Genomic DNA, 24,251 nt, shown 5'->3' with positions numbered 1-24,251 from the left:
GGGCTTTCCTTTCCCGTCGGACGTGCCGACTCTGCGCTCCCGGCGGTCGCCGGACATCAGTGCCAGTACGCAGGGCGGTACGGAATCGGGCCCGGAGAGCGATACTCCTTGCGTGAACCGGGAACCATTCGTGGGCCGGGAGGGCGAACTGGCGAGCCTGCGCGGCAGGCTCGCCGACGCCGCCGCGGGCTCCGGCGGCCTCGTGCTCGTCTCCGGTCCACCCGGGATCGGCAAGACCCGGCTGGTCGAAGAGGCGACGTCCAGCGCGTCCACCGTCGTCTGGGGCCGGTGCGCCGACGATCCGGGTGCGCCGCCGCTGTGGCCGTGGCGCCGCGTCGTCGAGGCGCTGCCGTCGGTCGATTCGGCCGTGAAGACCGCTTTCGCCGAGACCGAGGGCGCCGGCGACGTCCAGGCGGCGCGGTTCCGGCTGGTGGCCGCCGCGGCGGACGCGCTGGTGGCCGCGGCGGAACCGGCGGGCCTGGTGGTCGTCCTCGAAGACCTGCACTGGGCCGATGAGGCGTCGTTGCGGCTGTTGCGCCACCTGGCGGGGGAGTTGCGGCGCTCGAAGCTGGCCGTGGTCGCGACGCACCGGGACACCGGGCACACTCCCGCGCTGGACGCGGCCCTGCCCGATCTCCTCCGCCGTCCTGGCGCGCGGAGCATCTCGCTGCCGCCCTTGGCCGAGTCCGAAGCGCGGGCGCTGCTCACCGGGCTGACGGAAGAGGACGTACGCGAGGCCTATCGCCGCTCCGGTGGGAATCCGCTCTACCTCGGCGCGATCGCGCGTTCGGCCGGCGGAGCGGAACTCGGCCACCTCGTGCGGACCGCGGTGGCCGCCCTCGCGCCGGAAGTACGGCGGCTGCTCGCCATCGCGGCGGTGCTCGGCGAGGACGTCGACGCCGCCTTGCTCTCGGAGGTGTCCGGCCTGTCGGCCATCGAGGTCGCCGACGGGCTCGATCAGGCCGAAAAGGCCGGGGTACTGCGTTCCGGCCGGTTCGCCCACGCCGTCGTCCGCGACGGGATCTACGCGGATCTCCGCCAAGCCGAACGGGAAACGTCGCACGGTCGCGCCGCGGCCGCGCTCGAAGGACACGCCCGGCGTGAACCCTCGCTCGCCGGGACGGTCGCCGGGCATTGGCTGCGTTCGGCGACCGCGCCGGAGAAGACGGCGGAGTGGGCGGCGCTGGCGGCCGCGGAAGCGAACCGGGCACTGGCCTTCGACGAAGCGGCGCGTTTCCTCGCGATGGCGCTCGACGCCCGCGCGAAGGCGGGACTGTCCGAAGTGGACCGTGCCGGGCTGCTGCTCGACCTCGCCGTCGCCGAATACCGGACGGGCCGGTTCGCGCGAAGTCTCGACCATGCCCGGCTCGCCGCCGACGCCGGGCTGATCGCCCGCGCGGCGCTGGTGGTGCGCGACGTCGCGGCGCCGGATCTCCTGCCGGGTATTCGCGACCTCGTCGTCCGCGCGCTCGCGGCCGAAGGGGTCGACCGGACGACGCGGGCACGTCTGCTGGCGCACAGCGCCTCGGTGGAAGCCGATTACGGCCGGTTCGCCGATGCGGAAAAGCTCGCCGACGAAGCCTTCGCACTCGCCGACGAATCGGGCGATCCCGAGGCGCTGGTCGACGCCGTCCGCGCCCGGATGAAGGTCGCTCCGGACAAGCTGCCACTGTCCGAACGGCTGCGGCTCGGCGCGCTGGCCGCCGAACTGGGCTCGCGTACCCGGCAGCCGCTGGTTTCCTTGTGGGGCCACAAATGGCGGATCGACGCGGCCTTGGCGGACGGGCGGATGGCGCTCGTCAACGACGAACTCGTCGCGGTGACCACGCTGGCACGGCTGACGAGGCTGCCCCTGGTCCGCTGGCACGACCTGCGGCTGCGCAGTTCGGTGCTGGCGTTGCGCGGAGATCTGGCCGAGGCACGCGAACTCGATCTCGCGGCGGAGGAACTGGCCGACACCGAACTCGCGGACGACTTCTCCGCGAAAGGGATGTCCTACGCGTTCCGCACCCAGCTCGTGCTGCTCACCGGTGACCCCGGGGATCTGCGGAAGGACTACGCGGGTTTGCTGGAGCGCGCGCCGCATTTGCCGGTCACCTTGGTCTCGCGGCCGCTGCTGAGCCTGCTCGCGGGCGACCTCGACGAGGCGAGGGTCCGGTACGAACAGCTGGTCCCGCTGGTGCGGAGCCCGGAGTTCGCACTGCACGCCACCGGCGCGCTGCCCAATCTCGTGCCGCTGGTCGAGGCCTTTCGAGACGTCGAGATGGCGGAATACCTGTTGCGGCGCCTCGAAGAGGTGCGGCCGACCGTGTCCGGTGGCGCGGGTGTCTTCTGCACCGGATCGAGCCTGGAGCACCCCGCCCGGCTCAACGCCTTGCTAGGCCGCCACGACGAGGCGGCGCGGCTGTTCGAGCAGGCCATCGCGATCAACGAAGGCATCGGCGCTCGGCCAGGCGTCGCGCAGGCGCGGTTGCTGCTCGCCGAAGTTCTCGTCGCCAGGGGCGATTTCGTTCGTGCGCAAGGGATCGCGCGCGAGGCCCTCGACGAGTTCCGGCGGCTGGCGATGCCTGGGCCGCTCGCGCGGGCCGCGGCGCTGCTCGACCGCGTCCGCGCCGAACGCCGTGCCGCGGACCCGCTCACCGGGCGGGAACGCGAGATCGTCGCCCTGCTCGCCGACGCGCTGAGCAACCGCCGGATCGCCGAGAAACTGGTGCTTTCCGAACGTACGGTGGAAAGCCACGTCCGGAGCATCCTGGCGAAACTCGGCCTGGCGAACCGGACCGAGGTCGTCGCGTGGGCGAGCAGGGAAGGCCTCAGCGACTGACGGTCAGCTTGCCGAGGATGCGCGCGGCGACGGCGTCCAGGTTGTCGTCGAGGAAGAAATGCCCGCCCGGGAACACTTCCAGCTCGAAGGAGCCGCTGGTGTGCCCGGCCCAGTTCTCGGTGTCCGGCACCTCCAGGACCGGGTCCGCGTCGCCCGCGAGCGCGACGATCGGGCAGCTCACGTCGGGACCGGGCCGGTACCGATAAGTCTCGACGGCCTTGTAGTCGCCGCGCAGCGCCGGCAACGCGAGCGCGCGGATGTCCGGGTCGTCGAAGATCGTGGGGTCCGTGCCGCCGAGACGGCTGACCTCCTGAAGGAAGGTGTCGTCGTCGGCGAGGTGGAGTGCCTTCTCCTTGTGTACATCCGGGCCGCGGCGGGCCGAGACGAACAACGCCGCCGGCACGATGCCGCGTGCTTCGAGCCGCCGCGCGACCTCGAACGCGGCGATGGCGCCCATGCTGTGGCCGAAGAGGGCGAAGGGTTTCGGGAACGCGGCGACGACGTCCACCAGCTGCTCGGCGAGGACGTGCAGATCGTCGATGACCGGCTCGCCCATCCGGTCCTGCCGCCCCGGGTACTGCGCGGTGTGCACCTCGACGGTGGGTGAGAGGGCGGCCGAAAACGAGCGGTACGCGCTGGCGGACCCACCGGCGTGCGGGAAGGCGATGAGCCGCATCCCGGCCGACGGCGCCGGATGGAAGCAGCGCGTCCAACTGCTCAGAACCTGTCCTGCCATTCGAAAATCCCCCAATCCGCGCGGGAACGACCCGCACGACACTGGAATGTACGGGGGAATCGCGGAATGAGTCCATGCTTGTGCGGGGTTGTTCACGCTGGGAACACTGGACACCGGGGCTCGGCGGATGGGAGCGGATGTGGCGGAGGACCTGAAGATCAGGGTCGGTGCGGGGCTGGGGACCGGGACGGCGCCCGAGGAGTTCGGCGCCGCGGTCGATCTGCTGGAGCGGGCGGGTGTCGACTCGCTCTGGCTGCCCGAGGCGGTGTACTCGCCCAGGATCGATCCGGTCGTCGGGCTGACGCACGCGCTCGCCCGCACCGCGAAACTGAAGGTCGGCACCGGGGTGATGGTGCTGCCCGGCCGCGATCCGGTGCTGGTCGCCAAACAGCTCGCCTCCCTCGCCGCGCTCGCGCCGAAAAGGGTCCTTCCGGTCTTCGGCCTGAAACCCGCGCGCGACGCGGAACTGCCTTTGTTCCCGGTGCCGCAAGGCCGTCGCGCCGCGGTGTTCGACGAGTCGTTGCGGCTGATCAGGACCTTGCTGGAGCAGGAGGAAGTGACCTTCGATGGCGAGTTCTTCCGCGTCGAAGGCAAGGGGCTCGGTCTTACCCCGCTCAAACGGCTCGACCTCTGGCTCGGCGGGAAGGCACCCGGCGCGCTGCGGCGGGTCGGCAGGCTCGCGGACGGCTGGCTGGCCAGCTTCCTCACGCCGGAGGAGGCGCGGGCAGGCCGCGAGGCGATCCAGGAGGCCGCCGCCGAGGCGGACCGGGAAGTCGAAGCCGACCACTTCGGGATCAGCCTCCTCGTCGCGGATGACGGGATCCCGGACGCGCTCGCCGCTTCGGTCGCGGCGCGGTCCGGTGCGGACCCGGCCCGGCTGATCGCGGACGGCTGGAGCGCCGCCCGCGACCTGATCGCCGAGCACATCGACGCGGGGCTGAGCAAGTTCGTGCTGTACCCGGCCGGGCCGGAGCCGATCGAGCGGTTCGTGGAGAACTTCGTCGAGCACGCCGTCCCGCTGCAGAACTGACTGGGTCACCGTGGTCGTGAGTGGCGTTTCGGGTTAGAACCCGAAACGCCACTCACGACCCACCGGACCGAGGCGCTAGTCGAACTTCAGTTCTTCGGTCCGCCGCGGCATCAGCAGCAGCGCCCCGACGCTGAGCACGGCGACCACCAGCATCGCCAGGAAGACGTGGTGCGTGGCGTCCGCGAGGGCGCCCCGCACGAACGTCGTCGTCGCGGTTTCCGGACCGTTGCCCTCCAGGACGACACTGGTCGCGTCGACGCCGGACGGCAGGCCGGTGACCCCGGCGGGCGGGTTGGCGAAGCGGTTCGCCAGGGTGGCGTTCGCGATCGCGCCGAAGATCGCCACGCCGACCGCGCTGCCGAGCGAACGGCTGAACATGTTGGTCGCGGTGACGACGCCGCGGCGTTCCCAGCCGATGGTGGACTGCACGGCGATCAGTGTCGGGCTCGACGCCAGCCCCAGTCCCAGCCCGAGGACGAACGCGGCCGCGGCCGCCAGCCAGATCGACGAACCCGCCGCGAGGAACACCGTCAGCGCCGCGCCCGCGATGACCGCCCCGCTGCCGATCAGCGCGGTGTCCCGGAACCCGATCCGCATGTAGATCCGGCCCGCCAGCGACGCCGAGATCGGCCAGCCGACGGTCAGCGCGGCCAGCGCGAATCCGGCGACGAGCGCGCCGGTGCCGAGGACGCCCTGCGAGAAGGTCGGCAGATACGACGTCAGCCCCATCAGCAGCATGCCGACGACGACGGCGACCAGGTTGCCGCCGATCAGGGTCCGTTTGGTGAAGATCCACAGCGGCAGCACGGGCTCCTCGGCCTTGCGCTCCACGAACACGAACGCCACCAGCAGCACCGCCGCGGCCGCGAAGATCCCCAGGCTCGGCGCGGACGCCCAGCCCCAGGCGACCCCGCCCTCCAGCAGGCCGAGGATCAGCAGCGAACAGCCGAGGGTGAGCAGCGTGGCGCCGAGGTAGTCGATGCGGTGCGAGCGGCGTTCGACGCGCTCGCGGAAGTTCCGGAACAGCATCCACGCCGCCAGCGCGCCGAGCGGCAGGTTGATGAAGAAGATCCAGCGCCAGTCGAGGTACTCGGCGAACACGCCGCCCAGCGTCGGCCCGACCACCGACGAGATGGCCCACACGCTGGCGAGATAGCCCTGCACCCTGGCGCGTTCCTCGACGGTGTACATGTCGCCGACCATGGTCAGCGCGATCGGCTGGATGGCGCCCGCGCCGATGCCCTGCACCGCGCGGGCGGCGATCAGCACCGGCATGCTCCAGGCCGCGCCGCACAGCACCGAACCCAGCAGGAACGCCGCGATCCCGAAGAACATCACCGGACGCCTGCCGAGCACGTCGGCGAACTTGCCGTACAGCGGGACGGTGACCGCTTGGGTCAGCAGATAGATCGAGAACAGCCACGGGAACTGCGAGAACCCGCCCAGATCGGCGACCACCGAGGGCACCGCCGTGGCGATGATGGTCGAGTCCAGCGCGATCAGGCCGGAACACAGCATCACGGCGATGAGGACGGGGCCGCGTTCGGACCGGAAACCGACCCCTTCCTTCGTGGTGACCGGGGCCGGGGTGGTCATCTGTGACGGTCTCCTCAGGCTCATGAACGACGTCAACTACTTCGCATGGGTAAGCATTCCACGGAGACACCCGGTCATGGGACCGATTTTTTCCGTGAGGTATCCCGCAAAATGGATCGGATGAGCACCTGGATCCGCCCGATCGACCGTGGCTGGGTAGTCCGCGACACCGTCCCGGGGCCCGACGTCGACGAGTTCGCCGACCCGGACCGGGTGGCCGCCGCGCTCGCCGGGGCCCGCGGCGACAGCCTGCTGGCGGTCCAGCATCCGGCGAGGACCCCGGCCGCGCTGGCGGGCGGGCTCTCGATCGAGGCCGCGTTGCCGCAGGCCAGGGCGACGTTCGAACGGATCCGGGAGCGCCACTATCGCCCCGTCTCCGCCGTGGTCGCGCCGTATCGCATCGACGGGCCGGACGGCGTCGCGCTCGGCGTGCTCTGCCTGGTCGACCCCGCCGCGGTCCGCGACGACGGCGTGACCCGGGTCCGGCACACCGAGGACGTCTATCCGGACGTCGTCGCGGAACGGGCCGCGATGCTCGCCGGTCTCGGTGTCGCGACGAGCGCCGCGATGCTGGTCCCCGCGACCGGCGGCCGCGAGCTGACCGCGCTGATCGAACGGATCTGCCGCGGCCGGGTGCCCAGCCTGTCCACAGTGGACGGCGCGGGTCGTGAGCACGAACTGTGGCTCGCCGGCCCCGGCGAAGACCAGGACGAACTGCTGGCGACCCTGGACGGCCTGGATCTCCTGGTCGCGGACGGCAACCACCGCGTCGCGGCCGCCGCGGCCTCCGGGCGCGGGGCGTTGCTGGCGCTGGTCACCGGCGGGCCGGGGCTGAGGATCGGGCCCATCCACCGGGTGCTCGCCGGCACCGGTCTCGACGCGGACACCCTGGCCCGGCGCTGGACGGAAGCGGGGTACGACGTCCGCCCCGGTCCGGCGGATCCGCCGTCGGAGGCGGGCGAGGTGACCGTGGTGGCGGGGACGTCGGCGTTCCGGGTGTCGCTCGGCAAGGCGGGCGGCGACCACGCGGTGGTCGAGCAGGAGTTGCTCCGCGGGGCACTCGGCGTCGATCCGGAAGGGCCCCACGTGCGGCCGTTGCTGCCCGGCGTTCCGGTGCCCGAGGACGCGGACGCGGTGCTGCTGCTGGCCCCGGTCCCGTACGCGGAGGTGCTCGCCGTGCACGCGGCCGGGGCGCGGATGCCGAGGAAGGCCACCTATTTCACGCCGAAACCCCGCAGCGGGCTCCTCCTGGCCGAGCTCTGACGTCGCGCTTTTGTCGGTGGCGCGGCTTAGGATCGCCTCGTGGAACTGCCCGTGATGCCGCCCGTCAAGCCGATGCTGGCCAAGGCCGTGCACGAACTGCCGCGCACGCCGGGGCTGCTGTACGAGCCGAAGTGGGACGGCTTCCGTTGCGTGGTCTTCCGCGACGGCGACGAGGTCGTGCTGGGCTCGCGCAACGACAGGCCGCTGACGAGGTACTTCCCCGAGCTGGTCGAGCTGCTCAAGGAGGCGCTGCCCGAGCGCTGCGTCGTCGACGGCGAGATCGTGCTGGTCACCGAGGGCGGGCTCGATTTCGAGGCGCTGCAGCTGCGTCTGCATCCGGCGGCGTCCCGGGTGAAGAAGCTGGCCGAGGAGACGCCGTCCAGTTTCGTCGTGTTCGACCTGCTCGCCCTGGACGACCGGGATCTCACGCCGGAACCGTTCGGGGAGCGGCGGAAGCTGCTCGAAAGCGTGGTCGACACGAAGTTCGCCCGGGTGCACCTCACCCCGCTGTCCGAGGATCCCGACGTCGCACAGGACTGGTTCACCCGCTTCGAGGGCGCGGGTTTCGACGGCGTGATGGCCAAACCGGCCGACGCGCCGTACGAGCAGGACAAGCGGGTGATGTGGAAGGTCAAGCATCAGCGCACCGCGGACTGCGTCGTCGCCGGATTCCGGTGGCACAAGGACGGGGTCGGGGTCGGGTCGCTGCTGCTGGGCCTCTACGACGACGAGGGCGTCCTGAACCATGTGGGCGTGGCCAGCAGTTTCACCGCCGCGAGGCGTCGTGAGCTGGTGGACGAGCTCGCGCCGCTGCGGGAGAACGCGCTGGAGGACCATCCGTGGCGCGAGTGGGCCGAGGCCCACGAGGAGGCGGGCGGCCGGATGCCGGGCGCGGGCAGCCGGTGGGCGCCGAAGAAGGACCTGAGCTGGGAGCCGGTCCGCATCGAATGGGTCGCCGAGGTCCGCTACGAACACGTCGAAGGCACCAGGTTCCGGCACGGCGGGAGGCTCGTGCGCTTCCGTCCCGACCGCGAGCCCGCCTCGTGCACGTACGCGCAGCTCGAAGAGGTCCCGCCCGCCGAGCTGGCCACCTTGTTCACCGAGCTGGGGGAAAAATGAAGGCGGAGCCGGTCACGCTGGATCTCGACGGCGTCGAGTTCACGGTGTCCAATCCGGGCAAGGTCTATTTCCCGGAGCGCGGCGAGACCAAATTGGACCTCGTCGAGTACTACCGCGCGGTCTCGGTCCCGCTGCTGGCCCAGCTCGGCGACCGGCCCTTGTTGCTGGAACGCTATCCCGACGGTGCCGGCGGGAAATCGTGGTTCCAGAAGCGGGTCCCGAAGAACGCCCCTGACTGGCTGACCACGACGGTGGTGTCCACTCCGAACGGGACCACTTCGGACGCGCTCGTGGCGAAGGACCTCGCGCACGTCATCTGGGCGGTCAATCAAGGGTGCCTCGGGTTCCACGTCTGGCCGAACCGGGCCGACGCGCCGGACATCAGTGATCAGCTGCGGATCGACCTCGACCCGTCGCCGGGGATCGGGTTCCCCGAACTGCGGCACGGTGCCGTCCTCACGAAGGCGTTGCTCGAGGAGCTGGGCATCACAGCGCAACTGAAGACCTCGGGCTCGCGCGGCCTTCACCTCTACGTGCCACTGGAACCGAGGTGGGACGGCTACGAGGTCCGCGCGGCCGCCGTGGCGCTCGCCCGCGAACTCGAACGCCGCCACCCGGAGGAGATGACGGCGCAGTGGTGGAAGGAGGAACGCGGCTCCCGCGTGTTCGTCGACTTCAACCAGAACGCGCCGCACAAGACGGTGTTCGGCGCGTGGTGCGTGCGGCCGCGGGTCGGCGGGCAGGTGTCGACGCCGATCGGCTGGGACGAACTGGAGACCGTCGAGCCGGACAAGCTCACCCTGTCCACTGTGCCCGCCCGCCTCGCCGAACGCGGAGACCCTTGGGCGGCAACGGAACCGCAGTCGATCGAGCCGCTGCTCGAGATGTCCAAGAAGGACATGGCGAACGGGCTCATGGACGCGCCTTGGCCGCCCGTCTACCCGAAGATGCCGAACGAGCCGCCGCGGGTGGCGCCGAGCCGGGCGAAGAAAGAAGGCGTTTAGTCCTCTGAATGCGGTCCTTGCGCACGCAACTACCGCATTCAGAGGACTAAACGCGGTCAGAGTGGCAGGTCGAAAGCGAGTTGTGTGTTCACGGCGGGTTCGGCCTTGCGGCTGGACCGGTGGCCGGGCAAGGTCGCGGCGCAGCGTGGGCACGGGGCGACGTCGGTGGTGGTGAGGTCCACCGGCGTCCACAGGCGGGATTCCTTGTCCCCGCAGGCGGAACGCCGGTACCGGAGGTCTTCGGAGCGGGTCATCAGATGCGCGGCGGGGGAGTCTTCCGGCAGCGCGCCGACCAGGTACCAGCGTCCGGCGGTGTTCGTCATGGAACTGTCCTCCCGATACAGGTGGTCCAGCTCGAGATTCCTTCCGGAAAACAGTGTCAAGCAGACGCGCCGCGATTCCCGGTATTTCGGCCTTCGGCGTGTCAGACCCGATTCAGTCCTGAATGAACCGCAGCACGCGCAGCATGCCGCGTTCGTCGACGACCTCGGGATCATCCGCGACACAGGCTTCCAGGCGCGCGGTGACGGCCTCGGTGTCGATTCCCGAACCGATGAGCACCAGCTCGCTCCGGCGCGGCAGGCCGGACGGCCACGACGACCGCTCCAGCTGGATGAACGAGCCCACCGTGTGCAGGCCGAACCGGGACCGCGTGCCATTCGGGCCGAAGTCGAGGAAGCCCTTGATCCGGTAGAGCCCGCCGGGGCGCTGTTCGAGAAAGTCCATCAGCCGTCGCGGGTCCAGCGGGCGCTCGGTCGTGAAGGCGACGCTGTCGTACGCGGTGTGGAAGTGGTGCTCGTGGTCGTGCTCCTCCTCGCGGAGGTCGTCGAACGACATCTGGCCCACTCGTTCGCGCGGCCGGGCGTCGAAGAACAGGGTGGGGTCGATCCGGCCGTGGGAGGTGGCGATCACCGGCGTGCCGGGCGCGATTTCGTCGATCGTGCCGCGCAGTTTGACCAGGGTCTCCTCGTCTGCCCGGTCGGTCTTGTTGAGCACGACCAAGTCGGCGAACCCGAGGTGCTCGTCCAGTTCCGGGTGCCGCTTCCTGGTCGATTCGAACTCGGCGGCGTCGACGAGTTCGACCAGACCGCCGTAGGCGATGACGGGGTTCTCGCTGGCGATCATCAGGCGGATGAGGTCACGTGGTTCGGCGAGCCCGCTGGCTTCGATCACGATGACGTCGATCCCCGCCTCGGCCTCGGAAAGCTTCGCGAGCATGGCGTCGAGGCCGCTCGCGTCGACGGCGCAGCACAGGCAGCCGTTGCCGAACGACATCATGGTGTCGACCTGGCCGGAGACGGCCATCGCGTCGACCGCGATGCTGCCGAAGTCGTTGACCACGACCCCGATCCGCGCACCCTGCCGGTTGGCCAGCAGGTGGTTGAGCAGGGTGGTCTTGCCGGAGCCGAGGAAGCCCGCGACCAGGATGACCGGAATCCGCCTGTCGACCACGATTTTCCTTTCCGTCGGATCTCCCAGCACTCTAGCGACGGCGGAACCGGGTCAATACACCGGCAGGGGGAAAGAGTAGAAGAGTCGGGGGTCGAATACGCTCGAAAGAGTGATGAATGACGATCATAAAGTGATCATGACCCGGATGTGATCGTTTTCTTCGAGGAAATTCGGTGAATATCCCGCGAAGTCTTACTCAATTCCAAATATTGTCGTCGGCAAGCTTTCCACCTGCTGAAATGTCATCGTGGCCGAAGCTTCTGCCATTTGGTGGATCGTGGCCGCCTTACCGTGGGGTATCGTCTTTCGTCTGGTCCGGACCCGGCCAGCTCGCCGATCAGGCATGAGCCTCCGGGCATTTTCCGAGTGCAGGAGGAATGGTGATCGTTCCCGCCGCCGGTGCCGGCGTCGAATTCGGAGAGTGGGAGGCCGAGGTGGCGACGGCGTCCATGCGGGTGACGGATATCCCTCGCTTGCCTCCGGAGGTACGGCCCCGGGAACGGAGCGTGGACGTGGCGGAGGCCGAAGACTTCCTCCGGCTCTTCCACGCCGAAACGGACGGCGGGCAGGCACGGCTGCACGCACGGCTCGACCGGGTCCGTGCCGAGATCGACGCGACCGGCACCTACCGGCACACGACCGCCGAGCTCGAATTCGGCGCCAGGGTGGCCTGGCGGAACTCCGCTCGCTGCATCGGCAGGCTGTACTGGCAGGGGCTGAAGGTGCGGGACCGCCGCGACGTCGAAGGCGCCTCCGCCATCGCCGACGAGTGCGTCACCCATTTGCGAGAAGCGACCCGGGGTGGCCGGATCCGCTCGACCATCACCGTGTTCGCGCCGGACGGCCCGGCGGGACCCGGTCCGAAGATCCACAACGATCAGCTCGTCCGGTACGCGGGCTACCGGCTCGGCGACGGCTCGGTGCTGGGCGATCCGCGCCACGCCGACTTCACCGAGACCGTCCGGGAACACGGCTGGCGGCCGCCCGAACGGAAGGGCTCCTTCGACGTCCTCCCGCTCCTCATCGAGACCGAGCCGGAGGAGCGGAGCCTGTTCCGGCTGCCGCCGGACGCGGTGCTGGAGGTCCCGTTGTCGCATCCCGACCACCGGTGGTTCGCCGGGCTCGGCCTGCGCTGGCACGCGGTCCCGGCGATCAGCAACATGCGGCTGGTCATCGGCGGGCTCACCTATCCCGCGGCGCCGTTCAACGGCTGGTACCTCGCCACCGAGGTCGGCGCGCGCAACCTCGCCGACGCCGACCGCTACGACCTGCTGCCGGTGATCGCGGATCTGATGGGCCTGTCGACGAAGTCCGAGCGCACCCTGTGGCGCGACCGGGCGCTGGTCGAACTGACGCTGGCCGTCCAGCACTCCTTCGACGCGGCGGGCGTGACCGTCGCCGACCACCACACCGAATCGCGGCGGTTCCTCACGCATATCGCCAAGGAGGAACGCGCGGGACGTCGCTGCCAGGCCGACTGGAGCTGGATCGTCCCCCCGCTGTCCGGCGGGCAGACCGCGGTGTTCCACCGCTACTACGACGAACCCGATCCGGCCGCGAGGCCGGCGTTCCTGCCTCCCGGGTAGCGCTCCGACGGGTGAAGAGGTGAGCCGAATGCGGCGTGTCGATGGGCTGAACGGTGGCACGGGTTGCGGCCGCGCGGACAATGGGGACATGACCGCAGTGCTCGTCGTCCACGCCGGCCGATCCGGTGGGACCAGGGAGATCGCCGAGGTGATCGCCGCCGAGCTGCGGGAAGGCGGGCTGACGGCCGATCTGCAGGACGCGGCCGAAGTCGAGGACGTCGAGCCGTACGGCGCGGTGATCGTGGGAAGCGCGCTGTATCACCGGCGCTGGCGCCCGGAGGCGGTCCGCCTGCTCGCCGAGCACGAAGAGGCGCTGCGAAACCGCCCCGTCTGGTTGTTCCACAGCGGCCCGTGCGGGCCGCTCGCCGCGGGCAAACGGGTGAGCCTGCCCGCCGGGGTCGCCCTGCTGGCCGCGAGGATCGACGCCGAACGCACGGCCACCTTCGGCGGAAAGCTCACCCCGGACACCGCGAGCGGGCTGTTCTGGAAGATCATGGCGGCGGGCCCGTGGGCCGGCGATTTCCGCGACTGGCCGTCGATCCGGGCGTGGGCCCGCGATGTCGGCCGCCGCGTGCGCATCCGAGTCACCCTCTGAGTGTCTGGTTTCGTCGGTGCGCTGTCGTAGGGTGGATCCATGGACAAGAAACAGTTCACCGCGAAGCTGCTCAAGAGCCCGGAGAAGGGCGGCTGGACGTACGTGATCATGCCCGGCTCCGCCGAGTTCTTCGGCACCAGGGGACTGGTCAAGGTGCGCGGGACGATCGACGGGCATCCGTTCCGGAGTTCGTTCATGGCGTTGGGGGACGGCACCCACAAGCTGCCGGTGAAGGCCGACGTGCGCAAGGCGATCGGCAAAGAGGAGGGTGACACCGTCGACATCGTCCTGCTCGAAAGGCTCGAGGGCTGAGTTGGCCACCGCATGGAAGCCGTCCCCGGTCATCAAGATCTACGAGGCGCTCGGCGCGGTCGCCGACGGGCGGGTCGAGATCGACGGTGACACGGCACGCGTGACGTCGTCGGACAAGGCCAAGACCTACGACGTCCGCCACGATCCGGCCGCCGGATCGATCACGGCCAACGACAACGGGTCCTACTGGCAGGGATATCTCGGTTACCCGGGCATCGCGTACCTGATGGAGCGCGGCGTGCTCGCCTACGACGGCGGCCTCACCGCCGGGCTGGCCGGTGTGCCGTGGAAGGAACTCGCCACCCGGTACCGCAACGACTGGGCGAAGGTCGAAAAACACGTTCGCGAAGACCTGTCCGAGAAGGGGGTGGATCTGGACCGGTTCGACGCCGGGCTCGCGGAGATCTCGAGCCGGCTGGAGGAATTGGCGCTCACCAAGCTTTCCCCGCGGCTGCGTCCGCCGAAGTGATCGTGGTGTTCTTCGCTTGACCTTGACTTAAGTCGAGGTCTTAGCGTGAGCCGGGTCAAGATCCCCGGGCACGTGAGGAGAACATCCCGATGGCTGTTTCGCTGGAACGGCGGGCGGACACCGCCCCGCCGCCGGACAAGGTTCCGGCCGAGGCCTGGCGGATGGCCTGGGTGATCGTGCTCGGCGCGTTCATGACCATGCTGGACACCACGGTCCTCGCGGTCGGGGCCGAGACGCTCACCCGTGAGCTCGGCGCCGGAATCGCTTCCGTGCAATGGGTTTTCACCGCGTACCTGGTCGCGCTGGCGGTCGCGTTGCCGTTGTGCGGCTGGCTCAGCCGCCGCTTCGGCGCGGGCCGCGTCTGGCTGGTGTCGCTGGCGGCGTTCACCGTGGCTTCGGTGCTGTGCGCGCTGGCCGGGAACGTCGGCTGGCTGATCGGGCTGCGGGTGCTGCAAGGCCTCGCCGCCGGCCTACTGTTGCCCGCCGGGCAAACGGTGCTCGGCCAGGCGGTCGGTCCCGCCCGGCTCGGGCGGGTCATGGGGACGCTGGGCATCGTGATGAGCGTCGGCCCGACGTTCGGCCCGGTTCTCGGCGGGGTCCTGCTGCGCGGTCTCTCCTGGGAATGGCTCTTCCTGATCAACATCCCGGTCGGCGTGATCGCGCTGGTACTCGGGCTGCGTCTGGTGCCTCGCGGTACGAAGGGCGCGGCGACCCGGCCCGACTGGCTCGGTTTCGTCCTGGTGAGCGCGGGAATCCCGGCGCTGCTGTACGGGCTCACCACCTGGGGTGAAGGTGGCGAGGAGTTCGGCGCGGGAGTGCTGGTGCCGCTCGTCGCCGGGGTCGTGCTGCTGGCGCTGTTCGTCCGGCGGTCGTGGGGCCGGGAGAACCCGGTGATGGACCTGACGTTGTTCTCCAGCCGCGTCTACACCGCGGCGGTCGCGTTGTCCTTCTTCGCCGCGCCCGCGTTGTTCGGCGCGCTTTTCCTGCTGCCGCTGTACTTCCAGGTACTGGGCGGGAACGGGGTCGTCGAGACGGGGCTGCTGCTGATGGGGCTCGGGCTCGGTTCGGCGATCGCGTTGCCGATCTCCGGCAAGCTCACCGACCGCTACGGCGCGGGCCTGGTCGCCGCCTGGGGGAGTGTCGCGACGCTCGCCACCACCGTCCCCTTCGCCATCGGCGGCTTCCCACCGGACGGCGTCGTCGTGCAGATCCTGTTGCTGGCCAGGGGAATCGCCGTGGCCTTCCTGCTGATGCCCGCGACCACGGCCGGATACGCGGCCGTCACCAAGGACCAGTTGCCCGACGCCGCCGCGCAGATCAACATCGTCAGCCGGGTCGGCGGTGCCGCCGGGACGGCTCTGTTCGCCGTCGTGCTGGCGAATCTGCTGCCCGCGGGCGCGGAGGCGGCCTTCCGTGCGACGTTCTGGTGGCTCACCGGCGCGGCCGCGGTCGCCGCGCTGCTGGGCGCGAGGCTCTGGTGGGTGACGCGCCGCGCGTGACCTCGTGAGTGGCGAGGACGGTTCTAACCGTCCTCGCCACTCACGAGACCCAGTGCTCAGCCGCAGTGTTCGGACGGGCTGTCGTACTTGCTCCCGCCCGCGGAACCGCCCCATTTCACGCATTTGCCCGCCGCGGCCGCCCGCACCGGACCGGCGAACCACGAGAACGAACCGGAGTCGGTGATCCGGGCCGACCCCGACACCTCGAGGTAGGCCGACGTCGCGGTCGCGGTGCCCGCCGCCTCGCTCTTCATCGTGCTGACACAGTTCTGTCCGTTGGAAGCGTTGTAGGACAGGTAAACCGTGCCAGCCGTCCCGAGCGGTGCCGAGTCGATCACGCCGTATCCGCCGCCGCAGACCGGGGCGCCGAGGGTCGTGTCGGTGACGGTCGAGAAGCGGATGGTCTCGTTGGCGTTGCCTGCCGGGCCCGCTTCGTACAGCACGCCGACCGAGCCCGACGAAAGCTGGACCATGTCGGAGTACGCGGCGTCACCGCTCCACACCAGGGTGCCGGCGGAGTTGCCCTGCCAGTTCGCCCCCTCGTCGAACGACGACCGCACGACGAGTTCCTTGCGGCGGTCGCAGACCGACGGCGCGGCGAACAGGATCCGGTTGTACTTGCCCGCCTTGTCGGTCGCGGTCATCCGGGCGGTCGAAGCCTGCACCACCGGCGTGATCAAGTCCTCCTCGAAGGTGAACTTGGTGGAGAAGCTCGCCCCTCCGTCGGAACTGATGGCGTAGGCACGGTTCTTCGCGCCGCCGCTCAGGCATTTGTTGTCGTTGTTGGCCTGGTTGCGCGCCGCGGCGTAGACGCGCCCGTCGAGCAGTTCGGTGACGCTGATCTCCTGCGGGTTGAGCCCGGCCGTCGTCGCCGGGGTGTCGGTGGCGCCGCGTTTCCACGTGACACCCTGGTCGTCGCTGTAGACGAGCGCGCCGCTGTTCTTGCCGTCGATGGTGTAACTCATCCCGGCGACGATCCGGCCGGCGTGCGCGCCGCGCGTCAGCACGATGCCGTGCGACGGGCCGGTCGCGAGCCAGCCCGGCGCGGTGTCGAACCCGAGTTGGGTGGTGAGCACCTTCGGCGCGGTCCACGTCTTGCCGTGGTCGTCGCTGATCGAAACACGCGGAATCCTGTTGCAGTCCGGGTTCTTGACGCATTCCATCACCGACAGCAGCACGATCCGCCCGGTGGACGGGATCACGATCGGGGTCGGGTTTCCTTTGGTGTCACCGAAACCTTCGATGACGATCTTCGGGGCGCTCCAGGTCCTGCCGTTGTCGGCGGAGCGTTTGACGACGAGATCGATGTCGCCGCGGTCGTTGCAGAAGCTGGCGCCGCCGTTGCGTCCTTCGGCGAACGCGAGCAGCTCACCGTTGTTCGCTTTGACGATCGCGGGGATTCTGAAGCAGTCGTAACCTTCTGTTTTCTGTTTGTACACCACCGTGTTCCCGACGGCGGCGGTCGCGGCGAATGAGGTGACAGGGAAGGCGCCGACCGCCGCGATGGCGACGAGGGCCGCGAACAGGCCCTGTGCGACGCGAGAGATCTTCAAGGGATTGCTCCGTCCTGGATGGTTTCCGGGTGACGGGGCATCAGCGTCCTTTTCGGTCGTACAAGGCGCGTACAACCGATCTCGCGTTCTGTGTCAGGTGACGCAGAACGACGCTGCTCTTCCTGCCAAGCTCGATCCCGCCGACACGGGGCGAGATCGAGAGGGGGAGGGCGATGAAGGTGTTCGATCCGGAGGGGCGCGAATGGGCGGTCGATCGCCGGTTCGCCCCGTGGCGCCGGTGGGTCCAGCCGTTCGCTGGGCTCGCCGGCGGCTACCGGCACTACAAGCTCACCCCGGACTGGGGGCTCTACCTCGACGACGAACCCAAGGCTCGAGACGAGACCGGAGACAACGGACCTCTGGACAAGGTGGCGACGGGCGCTTTCGGGCTGCTGGTCTTCTTGGAAGCACTCGTGCATGTCCCGATGTACTTGCTGCTGGGACTCTTCTTGTTGCCGTTCCTGGTGCTGGAATTGCCGTGCCAGGGTGTCGCGGGGCTCGTCGCCATGGGGGTGCGCCGGTTCCGGAGGGCGCCGGTCCGCGTCGACGTCCTCGCCTGGCACAAGAAGCAGAGCGGCCTGGCTTCGCTGACGATTCTCAGGGTCCATGACGACCTGGCGGGGCCGCTGATCGTCGAACTGGGCGCCCTGGTGCGCGATCGCGTCATGTTCGACCCCGGCGACCAGGCCGTGCACGAAACGCTCACCCGGTTCGGGGCGCGGGTGGAACGCCATCGGACCCTGCTTCGCTGGAGAGCCGGGCGCCGATGAGGGCGCTGCCGCGGCGGCTCAGTGGTCGTCGGGGGCCAGTTGCCTGAGGTCGTTCAGGCTCCGGACGACCAGCCGCTGGCGTCCGGTGCTGAGCAGCCCGTCGGCGCGCAAGGTCCGCAGGGTCCGCGCGACGGCTTCCCGCGACGCGGAAGCGAGTCCCGCCAGGTCGCGCTGGTTGATCTTCAGCGCGATCAGGGTGCCTTCGGCGACGGGCACGCCGTAGCGCTCGGCGAGGTCGACGAGGATGGCGGCGATGCGTTCGGCGGCGGTGCTGTCCCCGAATTCGGTCCGGCGCGAGTTGGCGTAACGCAGACGTGAGGTGATGATCCGGAGCAGGACCACGGAGATACCGGGATGTTCGCGGAGCACGGAGTTGAACGCCCGCGCGGACAACCACAGGCCGGTGACCGGCTCGACGGCGATCGCGGTGGCCGAGCGCAGGCTGCCGTCCATCGACGCCATCTCGCCGATGATGTCGCCCGGATCGCGCACGGCCAGCACGGCGTCGTAACCGCCGGTGGACACCGACGTGATCTTGACCCGCCCGGTCATCAGGATCAGCACCCAGTCCGAGCGGTCGCCCTCGCGGATGATCACCGTTCCCGCCGGGTACCGGCGCAGTTCGGCCTCGGCCCGCAGCGCCTTGCGCTGGCCGTCGTCGAGCAGCTCCCAGAGCCTGCCGGGTGCATCGTGCGGCTCCGCCGCCGGCTGAGTCATGCCTTCTCGTCGCCTCCGTGGGCGATCGTACGAGACGTCAACCGGGGAGCTCCTGGTACGCCTGGGAAAGGCGTTGGATCCCGTCGCGCAGCTGCGCGCCCGTCGCGGCGCTGACGTAGCTCAGGCGCAGATAGGGCCCCGGCGCCTCGGCCGCGAAGTACATCCTGCCCGGGGTGACCGCTACTCCCGCGCGGAAAGCGGCGCTGGTCAGCGCTACTTCGTCGACGAAACCGGGGGGCGGCTGCCACAGGTGGTAGCCCCCGGTCGGGACCGGGACGGCCTGCCAGGACGGCAGGAACTCCCGCAACGCCGAGACGGCCACGTCGCGGCGTTCCCGCAACGAAGCCGCGAGAGTCCGCAGGTGCCGGGACCACGCCGGGGAGCTCACCAGTTCGAGCGCGGTTTCCTGCAGCGGCCGCGGTACGAAGAAGCTCTCGACGGCGTGGAGGCCGCGCAGCCGTTCCAGTGCCGGGCCGCGGGCGGCCAGCGCGCTGATCCGCAGGCTCGGCGACGCCGGTTTCGTGAGCGAGCGGATGTGCACCACGACCCCGTCGGGATCGTCGGCCACGAGCGGCGGCGGGGGAGCCGGGCTGCCGGGATGCGCCATCAGCCGGGCGAAATCGTCCTCGATCACGAAAGCACCCGCGGCACGGGCGATCCGCAGCACCTCGGCGCGGCGTTCGGCGCACAGCACCGCGCCGGTCGGGTTCTGGAACGCGGGCTGGCAGACGAACAACCGGGCGCCGGTCTCGCGGAAGGCGTCCGCGAGCAGTCCTGGCCGGACGCCGTCGCGGTCGATCGGCACCGGGACCGGCCGCAGCCCGGACGCCCGCGCGATGGCGAGCATCCCCGGGTACGTCGGGGATTCCACCAGCACCGGCGCGCCGGGAGCGCCGAGCGCGCGCAACGCCGTGGTCAGCGCGCTCTGCCCGCCCGAGGTGACCAGTATGTTCTCGACGTTCACCGGGCTGCCGATGTCGCGGGCGAACCAGGCCCGCAGTTCCGGCAGGCCGCAGATCGGCGGCCGCGTCCACGCGCCGGGACGGCGGCCGGCGCGGGCCGACGCCGCGGCGAGTTCGCGTTCCGGCTGCAGGCTCGGATGCGTGTACCCGCCGTTGAGGTCGATGACGCCCGAAGGCGGGTCGCTCAGCGCGGTGAGCACGCCGCTCGCGTCGATCGCGCGGGTGCCGGACTGCGAGCTCAGCGCCACCTCCTGCCACGACACGTCGCCGGACACGGCCGCTTCACGGGGCGGCGGCGCGCGGAAGACGCCGGCTCCGGGGCGGGTGATCACCAGTCCTTCGGCGGCCAGCGCGGCGATGGCGCGCGACACCGTCACCGGGCTCACCTTCAGCTCCCGGACCAGCTCCCGGCTGGACGGCAGCTTTCCATCGATTGGATAGCGCTCCAAAGTGGACCGCAGCTGTGTGACCAGGCTGGTGACGCTGCTACCATCGGACATGAGACTGGATGATAGCGCTATCGCGGACCGGGCAGTAGCGGTCCGCTCCGGGACCGCGCTGGCGGCGCTGGGTGTCCTCGCCTTCTCGTTCACGTTCCCCGCCACCGTGTGGGCGCTCAAGGGCTTCGACCCGTGGACCGCCACCGGGCTGCGCAGCGTCCTGGCCGCGCTGGTCGCCGGTACCTGTCTCCGGGTCTTCCGGGTCCCGTTGCCGAGACGCGACCAATGGCGGGGCCTGGCCGTGGTCTCCCTCGGCTGCGTCCTCGCCTTCCCGATCCTGACCACGCTCGCGCTCAAGACGTCGTCGACGGCGCATTCCGCGGTGGTGATCGGGCTGCTGCCGCTGGCCACCGCCGTCATCTCCTCGAAGCTGACCGGGAACCGGCCGTCCCGCCGGTTCTGGCTCGCCGCCGCGGTCGGCGCGAGCGCGGTCGTGGTGTTCACCGTCGCGCAGAGCGGCGGCGGACTGTCCACAGCGGACCTGTTCCTGTTCGGCGCGCTCGTGCTGTGCGCGTTCGGGTACGCCGAGGGCGGCAGGCTGGCCAGGGAGATGGCGGGCTGGCACGTGATCGCCTGGGCGCTGGTGATGGCGTTGCCGGTCACCGGCGCGTTCGCCGTCTTCGGGCTCGCGACCGAGCCGCTGCACATCACCGGCGAAGGGATCGTCGGCCTGCTGTACGTCGCCCTGATCTCGCAGTTCGGCGGGTTTTTCGCCTGGTACCGCGGAATGGCCGAGATCGGCGTCGCACGGGCGAGCCAGTTGCAGCTCGCCCAGCCGCTGCTGACGCTGGTCTGGGCGGTCCTGTTGCTCGGCGAGCACCTCCCGGCCGCCGCGCCGGTCACCGCGCTGATCGTCGTCGCCTGCATCGTCGTGACCCAGCGGTCCCGTACCTAGATCAACGTCGCGAATCCGCCAGACCGCGGTGCCCGCGCGGTGATGGGCTGGAGCACATGACCGCTTCGACCCTCGACACCTCCGCGCGGACCCCGCTGAAGGGATGGCTCGCCGTCCTCGCGGTGACGCTCGGGATCTTCTCCCTCGTCACCACGGAGATCCTGCCGATCGGCCTCCTGACCCCGATCGGCGAGGACTTCCGGATCACGCCGGGGACGGCGGGCCTGACCATGACCCTGCCGGGGTTCCTCGCCGCGCTCGCGGCCCCGGTCGTCACCGTCGCCGCCGGACGGCTCGACCGCCGGATCCTGCTGTGCGCGCTGATGGTGGTGCTGGCGCTGTCCGACGTCCTCGCCGCGACGGCGCACGCGTACTGGGCCGTGCTGGTCTCGCGAGTCCTCGTCGGGCTGGTGATCGGCGCTTTCTGGGCGATCGGGTCCGGGCTCGCCGCCCGGCTCGTGGGCCCGGAACGCGCGGGCACGGCGACCGCGGTGATCTTCTCCGCCGTCCCGCTCGGCTCCGTGCTGGGCGTGCCCGCGGGGACCTTCCTCGGCGAACTTTTCGGCTGGCGGGCGGCTTTCGCCGTGATGGCGGTGTTCACGGCCGGGGTCCTCGCGGCGCTGGCGTTCGCCTTGCCGCCCTTGCCGTCGGCGGGTGCGACCCGGCTCGGCGTCCTGCGCGAGATGACCCGTCAGCGGGCGACCCGGCTCGGGCTGCTCGTCACGGTGCTGGTCGTGCTCGCCCACTTCGGGACCTACACCTACGTCACGCCACTCCTGCGCCAGGTGACGCAGGTGAGCCCGGAGCTGATCACCGTCTTCCTGTTCGTCTACGGCACCGCCGGGATCGCCGGCAACTTCGTGGCCGGGGCGGCGATCGCGCGCGACCTCCGGCTGACCTTCCTCACCGCGGCGGGCCTGATCGGCGTGGTGACCTGCGCGTTGCCGTTCCTCGGCGGTACGAAACCGGGCGCGTTGGCGCTGCTGGTGGTCTGGGGATTCGCCTACGGTGCCGTCCCGGTGTGTTCGGGAACGTGGTTCGCGAGGGCGGCTCCGCAGGCGCCCGAGGCGGCGTCGGTGCTGTTCACCTCGTCGTTCCAGGCGACCCTTTCGGCGGGCGCGCTGCTCGGCGGACTGGTCGTCGACGCGGTGTCCGTCCCGGCGGTGATGGTCACCGGCGGCGTGGTCGCGCTGCTCGCGGTCGCGGTCCTCAGCCGAGCACGGTCAGCGTGACCAGCGCGGTGGTCCCGACCAGCAGGGTGGAGAGCAGCCCGAGCACCAGTGCGCGGCCGCCGGTGCGGACGAGCGTGCCGATCCGGACCGCGCAGCCCAGCCCGAACAGCGCTCCGGCCAGCAGCAGCGTGCAGGCGATCTTGGCGACGTCGAGCGCGAGGCCCGGCACGATCCCGGTGCTGCGCAGGGCGGCCATCGCCAGGAAACCGAGAACGAACAGCGGGACGAGCGGCGGCCGCTTGCCGTCGACGGGACGATTCCGTTCGTGCACGCCGACCGCGGCGACCATCGGGGCGAGCAGGACCACCCGGCTGAGCTTGATCACGATCGCGACCGCGATGGCGGCACTGCCCGCCGGGGTGGCCGCGGCGACGACCTGCGCGACCTCGTGCACGCTGAGCCCGGCCCATTCGCCGATACGGGCCGCGTCGAGCCGCAGCCAGCCGCCGATCAACGGGACCGCCGCGATGGCGAGCCCGCCGTAGAAGGTGACCAGTGCGACCGCGGTCGCGACGTCGGAGTCTTCGCGTTTCACCACGCCTTCCATGGCGGCGATGGCGGACGCGCCGCAGATCGAGAAGCCGGTCGCGACCAGCATCGCCAGACCGCGTGGCACGCCGAGGAGCCTGCCGAGGCCGATGGTGCCGAGGAACGTGATGCCGACCGTGAGCACGACGGCGAGCAGGGTCCCGGGGCCGAGCGCGAGGACGGCCGGGAGCGAGAGTTGCAGACCGAGCAGCACGACGCCGGCGCGAAGCAGCTTCTTGGTGATCCCGGCGATGGCCTTCCGGGTCTCCTCCGACACCGACGACAGCGAGCCGGTGAGGATGCCGAGCACGACGGCGATGGTGAGCGCGCTGACGACCGGGAAAGCGGTGCCGACCAGGTAAGCGGCGGCCACTCCGGCGCCGGTGACGGCCAAGGCCGTGAGGTAGGGCTTCGTCGGTCTCGCGTGCGTGGTGCTCATGGTTCGAGCTTCGCCCGGCCGGGGTGGGCTCGGTAGCCGGGAATACCGGGGGTAGGTCATACACTTGGGCTATGACCACACCCGATCTGGACTCCCTGCGCCTGCTCGTGCTCGTGGACGAGCTCGGCAGTATCGGGCAGGCCGCGGCCAGCCTCGGGATCGCGCAGCCGTCCGCGAGCAAACGACTGTCCACAGTCGAGCGACGGCTGGGGCTGGTGCTGGTCGACCGTACGCGGCGCGGCTCCGCGCTCACCCCCGACGGCCGGGTCATCGCGGGCTGGGCGCATCGCGTGCTGTCCGAACTCGACGGTCTGCTCGACGGCGCCGAGGCGCTGCGCACCCAGCACGAGGCGCATCTGCGGGTCGCCGCGAGCATGACACTGGCCGAGTACCTGGTGCCGGGCTGGATCGGCGAGCTCAAACGCGGCGACCCCGGACTGTACCTCGGGCTGGAGGTCACCAACTCCGACCAGGCCGCCGAAATGGCGCGTGAGGGCAAGGTCGATCTCGGGTTCGTCGAATCGCCCGGTTCGCTGCCCGGTCTCTCGTCGCGTCGGGTGGCGACCGACCGGCTGGTCCTCGTCGTGCCCGCGAGTCATCCGTGGGCGCGCAAACGCCGCCCGGTGACCGCGGCCGAGCTGGCGATCACGCCGCTCGTGGTGCGTGAACTCGGTTCCGGGACCAGGGAGACCGTGGACGCCGCACTGCGCAAGGCCGGGGTCGGACCGGCGAAACCGTTGCTGGAACTGGGTTCCGCCTCCGCCGTCCGCAACGCGGTGATCGCGGGCGCCGGACCGGCGGTGATCAGCGAACTCGCCATCGCCCGGGACGTCGCCGACCGGCGGCTCGTCGCGGTCGCGGTGGACGGCGTCGACTTCGGCCGGGAGTTGCGCGCGGTGTGGCCCGCCGGGCGGCGGCTCGCCGGTCCGGCCGCGGAACTGCTGGGCATCGCCGTCCGGAATGCGAAATCCCGCTGATTCCCTTCATGTTTTCCGCGCGTGATACCGAAACTCCCGGCGCCCGGCTACCGACGATAGGGCGAAAGGGCGTCGATTTCCGGAAATGGGTACGGACCACTGATTCCGGTGGTCCGACGAAAGCGGAATGGTGAACTCCGGGTAACACGCCGGATGGCGTATCGGACGTTGGGACACCTGGTCGTTGACTGTT

22 protein-coding genes are annotated in these 24,251 nt (G+C 70.4%); 14 read left to right on the top strand and 8 right to left on the bottom strand.

Going from position 1 to position 24,251, the window contains the following annotated elements; all coding sequences use genetic code 11:
• Positions 1 to 112 precede the first annotated feature (112 nt).
• Positions 113 to 2,824, top strand: a complete 2,712-nt coding sequence (locus AB8M46_RS27785; RefSeq protein ID WP_394362174.1) for an AAA family ATPase — start codon at positions 113 to 115, stop codon at positions 2,822 to 2,824.
• Here AB8M46_RS27785 and AB8M46_RS27780 read toward each other — a convergent pair.
• The gene (locus AB8M46_RS27780) at positions 2,814 to 3,560 is read right to left on the bottom strand and encodes a thioesterase II family protein (RefSeq protein ID WP_199755270.1); all 747 of its coding nucleotides are present in this window, start codon (positions 3,558 to 3,560) and stop codon (positions 2,814 to 2,816) included. The genes AB8M46_RS27785 and AB8M46_RS27780 overlap by 11 nt on opposite strands.
• A 139-nt stretch (positions 3,561 to 3,699) precedes the next feature.
• On the opposite strand from AB8M46_RS27780, the gene AB8M46_RS27775 reads away from it, so the two are divergent.
• Positions 3,700 to 4,590, top strand: coding sequence for a TIGR03854 family LLM class F420-dependent oxidoreductase (locus AB8M46_RS27775; RefSeq protein WP_394362173.1), 891 nt, complete (start codon positions 3,700 to 3,702; stop codon positions 4,588 to 4,590).
• 75 nt (positions 4,591 to 4,665) lie between these two features.
• Here AB8M46_RS27775 and AB8M46_RS27770 read toward each other — a convergent pair whose 3' ends face one another.
• Positions 4,666 to 6,186 carry an MDR family MFS transporter gene (locus tag AB8M46_RS27770; RefSeq protein WP_394362172.1) on the bottom strand — a complete coding sequence of 507 codons (1,521 nt, stop codon included), beginning with the start codon at positions 6,184 to 6,186 and terminating at the stop codon, positions 4,666 to 4,668.
• A gap of 111 nt (positions 6,187 to 6,297) precedes the next feature.
• Between AB8M46_RS27770 and AB8M46_RS27765 the strand changes: the two genes are divergently transcribed.
• From AB8M46_RS27765 to ligD, 3 genes are read left to right on the top strand one after another with little or no spacing between them, the layout of a single operon-like run.
• On the top strand, positions 6,298 to 7,449 hold the full coding sequence (locus AB8M46_RS27765) for a DUF1015 family protein (protein ID WP_394362171.1): 1,152 nt from the start codon (positions 6,298 to 6,300) through the stop codon (positions 7,447 to 7,449).
• Positions 7,450 to 7,488: 39 nt separating this feature from the next.
• A complete protein-coding gene (locus AB8M46_RS27760; protein WP_394362170.1) occupies positions 7,489 to 8,568 on the top strand; it encodes an ATP-dependent DNA ligase in 1,080 nt (359 codons plus the stop codon).
• A complete protein-coding gene (ligD, locus tag AB8M46_RS27755; RefSeq protein WP_125738177.1) occupies positions 8,565 to 9,572 on the top strand; it encodes a non-homologous end-joining DNA ligase in 1,008 nt (335 codons plus the stop codon). Before AB8M46_RS27760 ends, ligD begins: the two co-directional genes overlap by 4 nt.
• Positions 9,573 to 9,628: 56 nt before the next feature.
• On the opposite strand, the gene AB8M46_RS27750 is transcribed toward ligD, so the two are convergent.
• Positions 9,629 to 9,895: a hypothetical protein gene (locus AB8M46_RS27750; RefSeq protein ID WP_037344584.1), complete on the bottom strand. Its 267-nt coding sequence runs from the start codon at positions 9,893 to 9,895 to the stop codon at positions 9,629 to 9,631.
• 112 nt (positions 9,896 to 10,007) lie between these two features.
• Positions 10,008 to 11,024 carry a CobW family GTP-binding protein gene (locus tag AB8M46_RS27745; protein ID WP_394362169.1) on the bottom strand — a complete coding sequence of 339 codons (1,017 nt, stop codon included), beginning with the start codon at positions 11,022 to 11,024 and terminating at the stop codon, positions 10,008 to 10,010.
• A 377-nt stretch (positions 11,025 to 11,401) separates the two neighbouring features.
• Here AB8M46_RS27745 and AB8M46_RS27740 point away from each other — a divergent pair, with 377 nt between their 5' ends.
• The 5 genes from AB8M46_RS27740 (at position 11,402) to AB8M46_RS27720 (ending at position 15,485) form a co-directional block, all read left to right on the top strand.
• On the top strand, positions 11,402 to 12,610 hold the full coding sequence (locus AB8M46_RS27740) for a nitric oxide synthase oxygenase (RefSeq protein WP_394362168.1): 1,209 nt from the start codon (positions 11,402 to 11,404) through the stop codon (positions 12,608 to 12,610).
• An 88-nt stretch (positions 12,611 to 12,698) separates the two neighbouring features.
• The gene (locus tag AB8M46_RS27735; RefSeq protein WP_037344186.1) at positions 12,699 to 13,205 is read left to right on the top strand and encodes a flavodoxin domain-containing protein; all 507 of its coding nucleotides are present in this window, start codon (positions 12,699 to 12,701) and stop codon (positions 13,203 to 13,205) included.
• A gap of 39 nt (positions 13,206 to 13,244) precedes the next feature.
• Complete coding sequence (locus AB8M46_RS27730) at positions 13,245 to 13,517, top strand: DUF1905 domain-containing protein (protein ID WP_016335596.1); 273 nt, start codon at positions 13,245 to 13,247, stop codon at positions 13,515 to 13,517.
• Between the two features lies 1 nt (position 13,518).
• Positions 13,519 to 13,986 carry a hypothetical protein gene (locus AB8M46_RS27725; RefSeq protein ID WP_037344187.1) on the top strand — a complete coding sequence of 156 codons (468 nt, stop codon included), beginning with the start codon at positions 13,519 to 13,521 and terminating at the stop codon, positions 13,984 to 13,986.
• An 89-nt stretch (positions 13,987 to 14,075) separates the two neighbouring features.
• Positions 14,076 to 15,485 carry a DHA2 family efflux MFS transporter permease subunit gene (locus tag AB8M46_RS27720; RefSeq protein WP_394362167.1) on the top strand — a complete coding sequence of 470 codons (1,410 nt, stop codon included), beginning with the start codon at positions 14,076 to 14,078 and terminating at the stop codon, positions 15,483 to 15,485.
• A gap of 56 nt (positions 15,486 to 15,541) precedes the next feature.
• Here the strand turns inward: AB8M46_RS27720 and AB8M46_RS27715 are convergent, their stop codons facing one another.
• The gene (locus AB8M46_RS27715; protein ID WP_394362166.1) at positions 15,542 to 17,038 is read right to left on the bottom strand and encodes an exo-alpha-sialidase; all 1,497 of its coding nucleotides are present in this window, start codon (positions 17,036 to 17,038) and stop codon (positions 15,542 to 15,544) included.
• A 173-nt stretch (positions 17,039 to 17,211) separates the two neighbouring features.
• Between AB8M46_RS27715 and AB8M46_RS27710 the strand changes: the two genes are divergently transcribed.
• Entirely contained in the window at positions 17,212 to 17,808 is a 597-nt protein-coding gene (locus AB8M46_RS27710; RefSeq protein ID WP_394362165.1) for a hypothetical protein, read from the top strand.
• 18 nt (positions 17,809 to 17,826) lie between these two features.
• Here AB8M46_RS27710 and AB8M46_RS27705 read toward each other — a convergent pair whose 3' ends face one another.
• Entirely contained in the window at positions 17,827 to 18,525 is a 699-nt protein-coding gene (locus tag AB8M46_RS27705) for a Crp/Fnr family transcriptional regulator (RefSeq protein ID WP_052120931.1), read from the bottom strand.
• Between the two features lie 37 nt (positions 18,526 to 18,562).
• Positions 18,563 to 19,987, bottom strand: coding sequence for a PLP-dependent aminotransferase family protein (locus AB8M46_RS27700; protein ID WP_394362164.1), 1,425 nt, complete (start codon positions 19,985 to 19,987; stop codon positions 18,563 to 18,565).
• Between AB8M46_RS27700 and AB8M46_RS27695 the strand changes: the two genes are divergently transcribed.
• Both AB8M46_RS27695 and AB8M46_RS27690 read left to right on the top strand, forming a co-directional pair.
• Positions 19,986 to 20,882, top strand: a complete 897-nt coding sequence (locus tag AB8M46_RS27695; RefSeq protein ID WP_037344194.1) for a DMT family transporter — start codon at positions 19,986 to 19,988, stop codon at positions 20,880 to 20,882. The genes AB8M46_RS27700 and AB8M46_RS27695 overlap by 2 nt on opposite strands.
• Positions 20,883 to 20,938: 56 nt before the next feature.
• Positions 20,939 to 22,114, top strand: a complete 1,176-nt coding sequence (locus AB8M46_RS27690; RefSeq protein ID WP_394362163.1) for an MFS transporter — start codon at positions 20,939 to 20,941, stop codon at positions 22,112 to 22,114.
• On the opposite strand, the gene AB8M46_RS27685 is transcribed toward AB8M46_RS27690, so the two are convergent.
• Positions 22,092 to 23,081: a YeiH family protein gene (locus AB8M46_RS27685; RefSeq protein WP_394362162.1), complete on the bottom strand. Its 990-nt coding sequence runs from the start codon at positions 23,079 to 23,081 to the stop codon at positions 22,092 to 22,094. The two genes, AB8M46_RS27690 and AB8M46_RS27685, sit on opposite strands and share 23 nt — an antisense overlap.
• Positions 23,082 to 23,152: 71 nt before the next feature.
• Here AB8M46_RS27685 and AB8M46_RS27680 point away from each other — a divergent pair, with 71 nt between their 5' ends.
• Positions 23,153 to 24,058: a LysR family transcriptional regulator gene (locus AB8M46_RS27680; RefSeq protein ID WP_037344197.1), complete on the top strand. Its 906-nt coding sequence runs from the start codon at positions 23,153 to 23,155 to the stop codon at positions 24,056 to 24,058.
• The last annotated feature ends 193 nt before the right edge of the window (positions 24,059 to 24,251 follow it).

It is taken from the genome of Amycolatopsis sp. SB7-3 (assembly GCF_041021335.1).
Lineage (GTDB): Bacteria > Actinomycetota > Actinomycetes > Mycobacteriales > Pseudonocardiaceae > Amycolatopsis > Amycolatopsis japonica.
The sequence above is the reverse complement of the archived record's forward strand: the minus strand, read 5'-3'. Positions and strand labels throughout refer to the sequence as shown.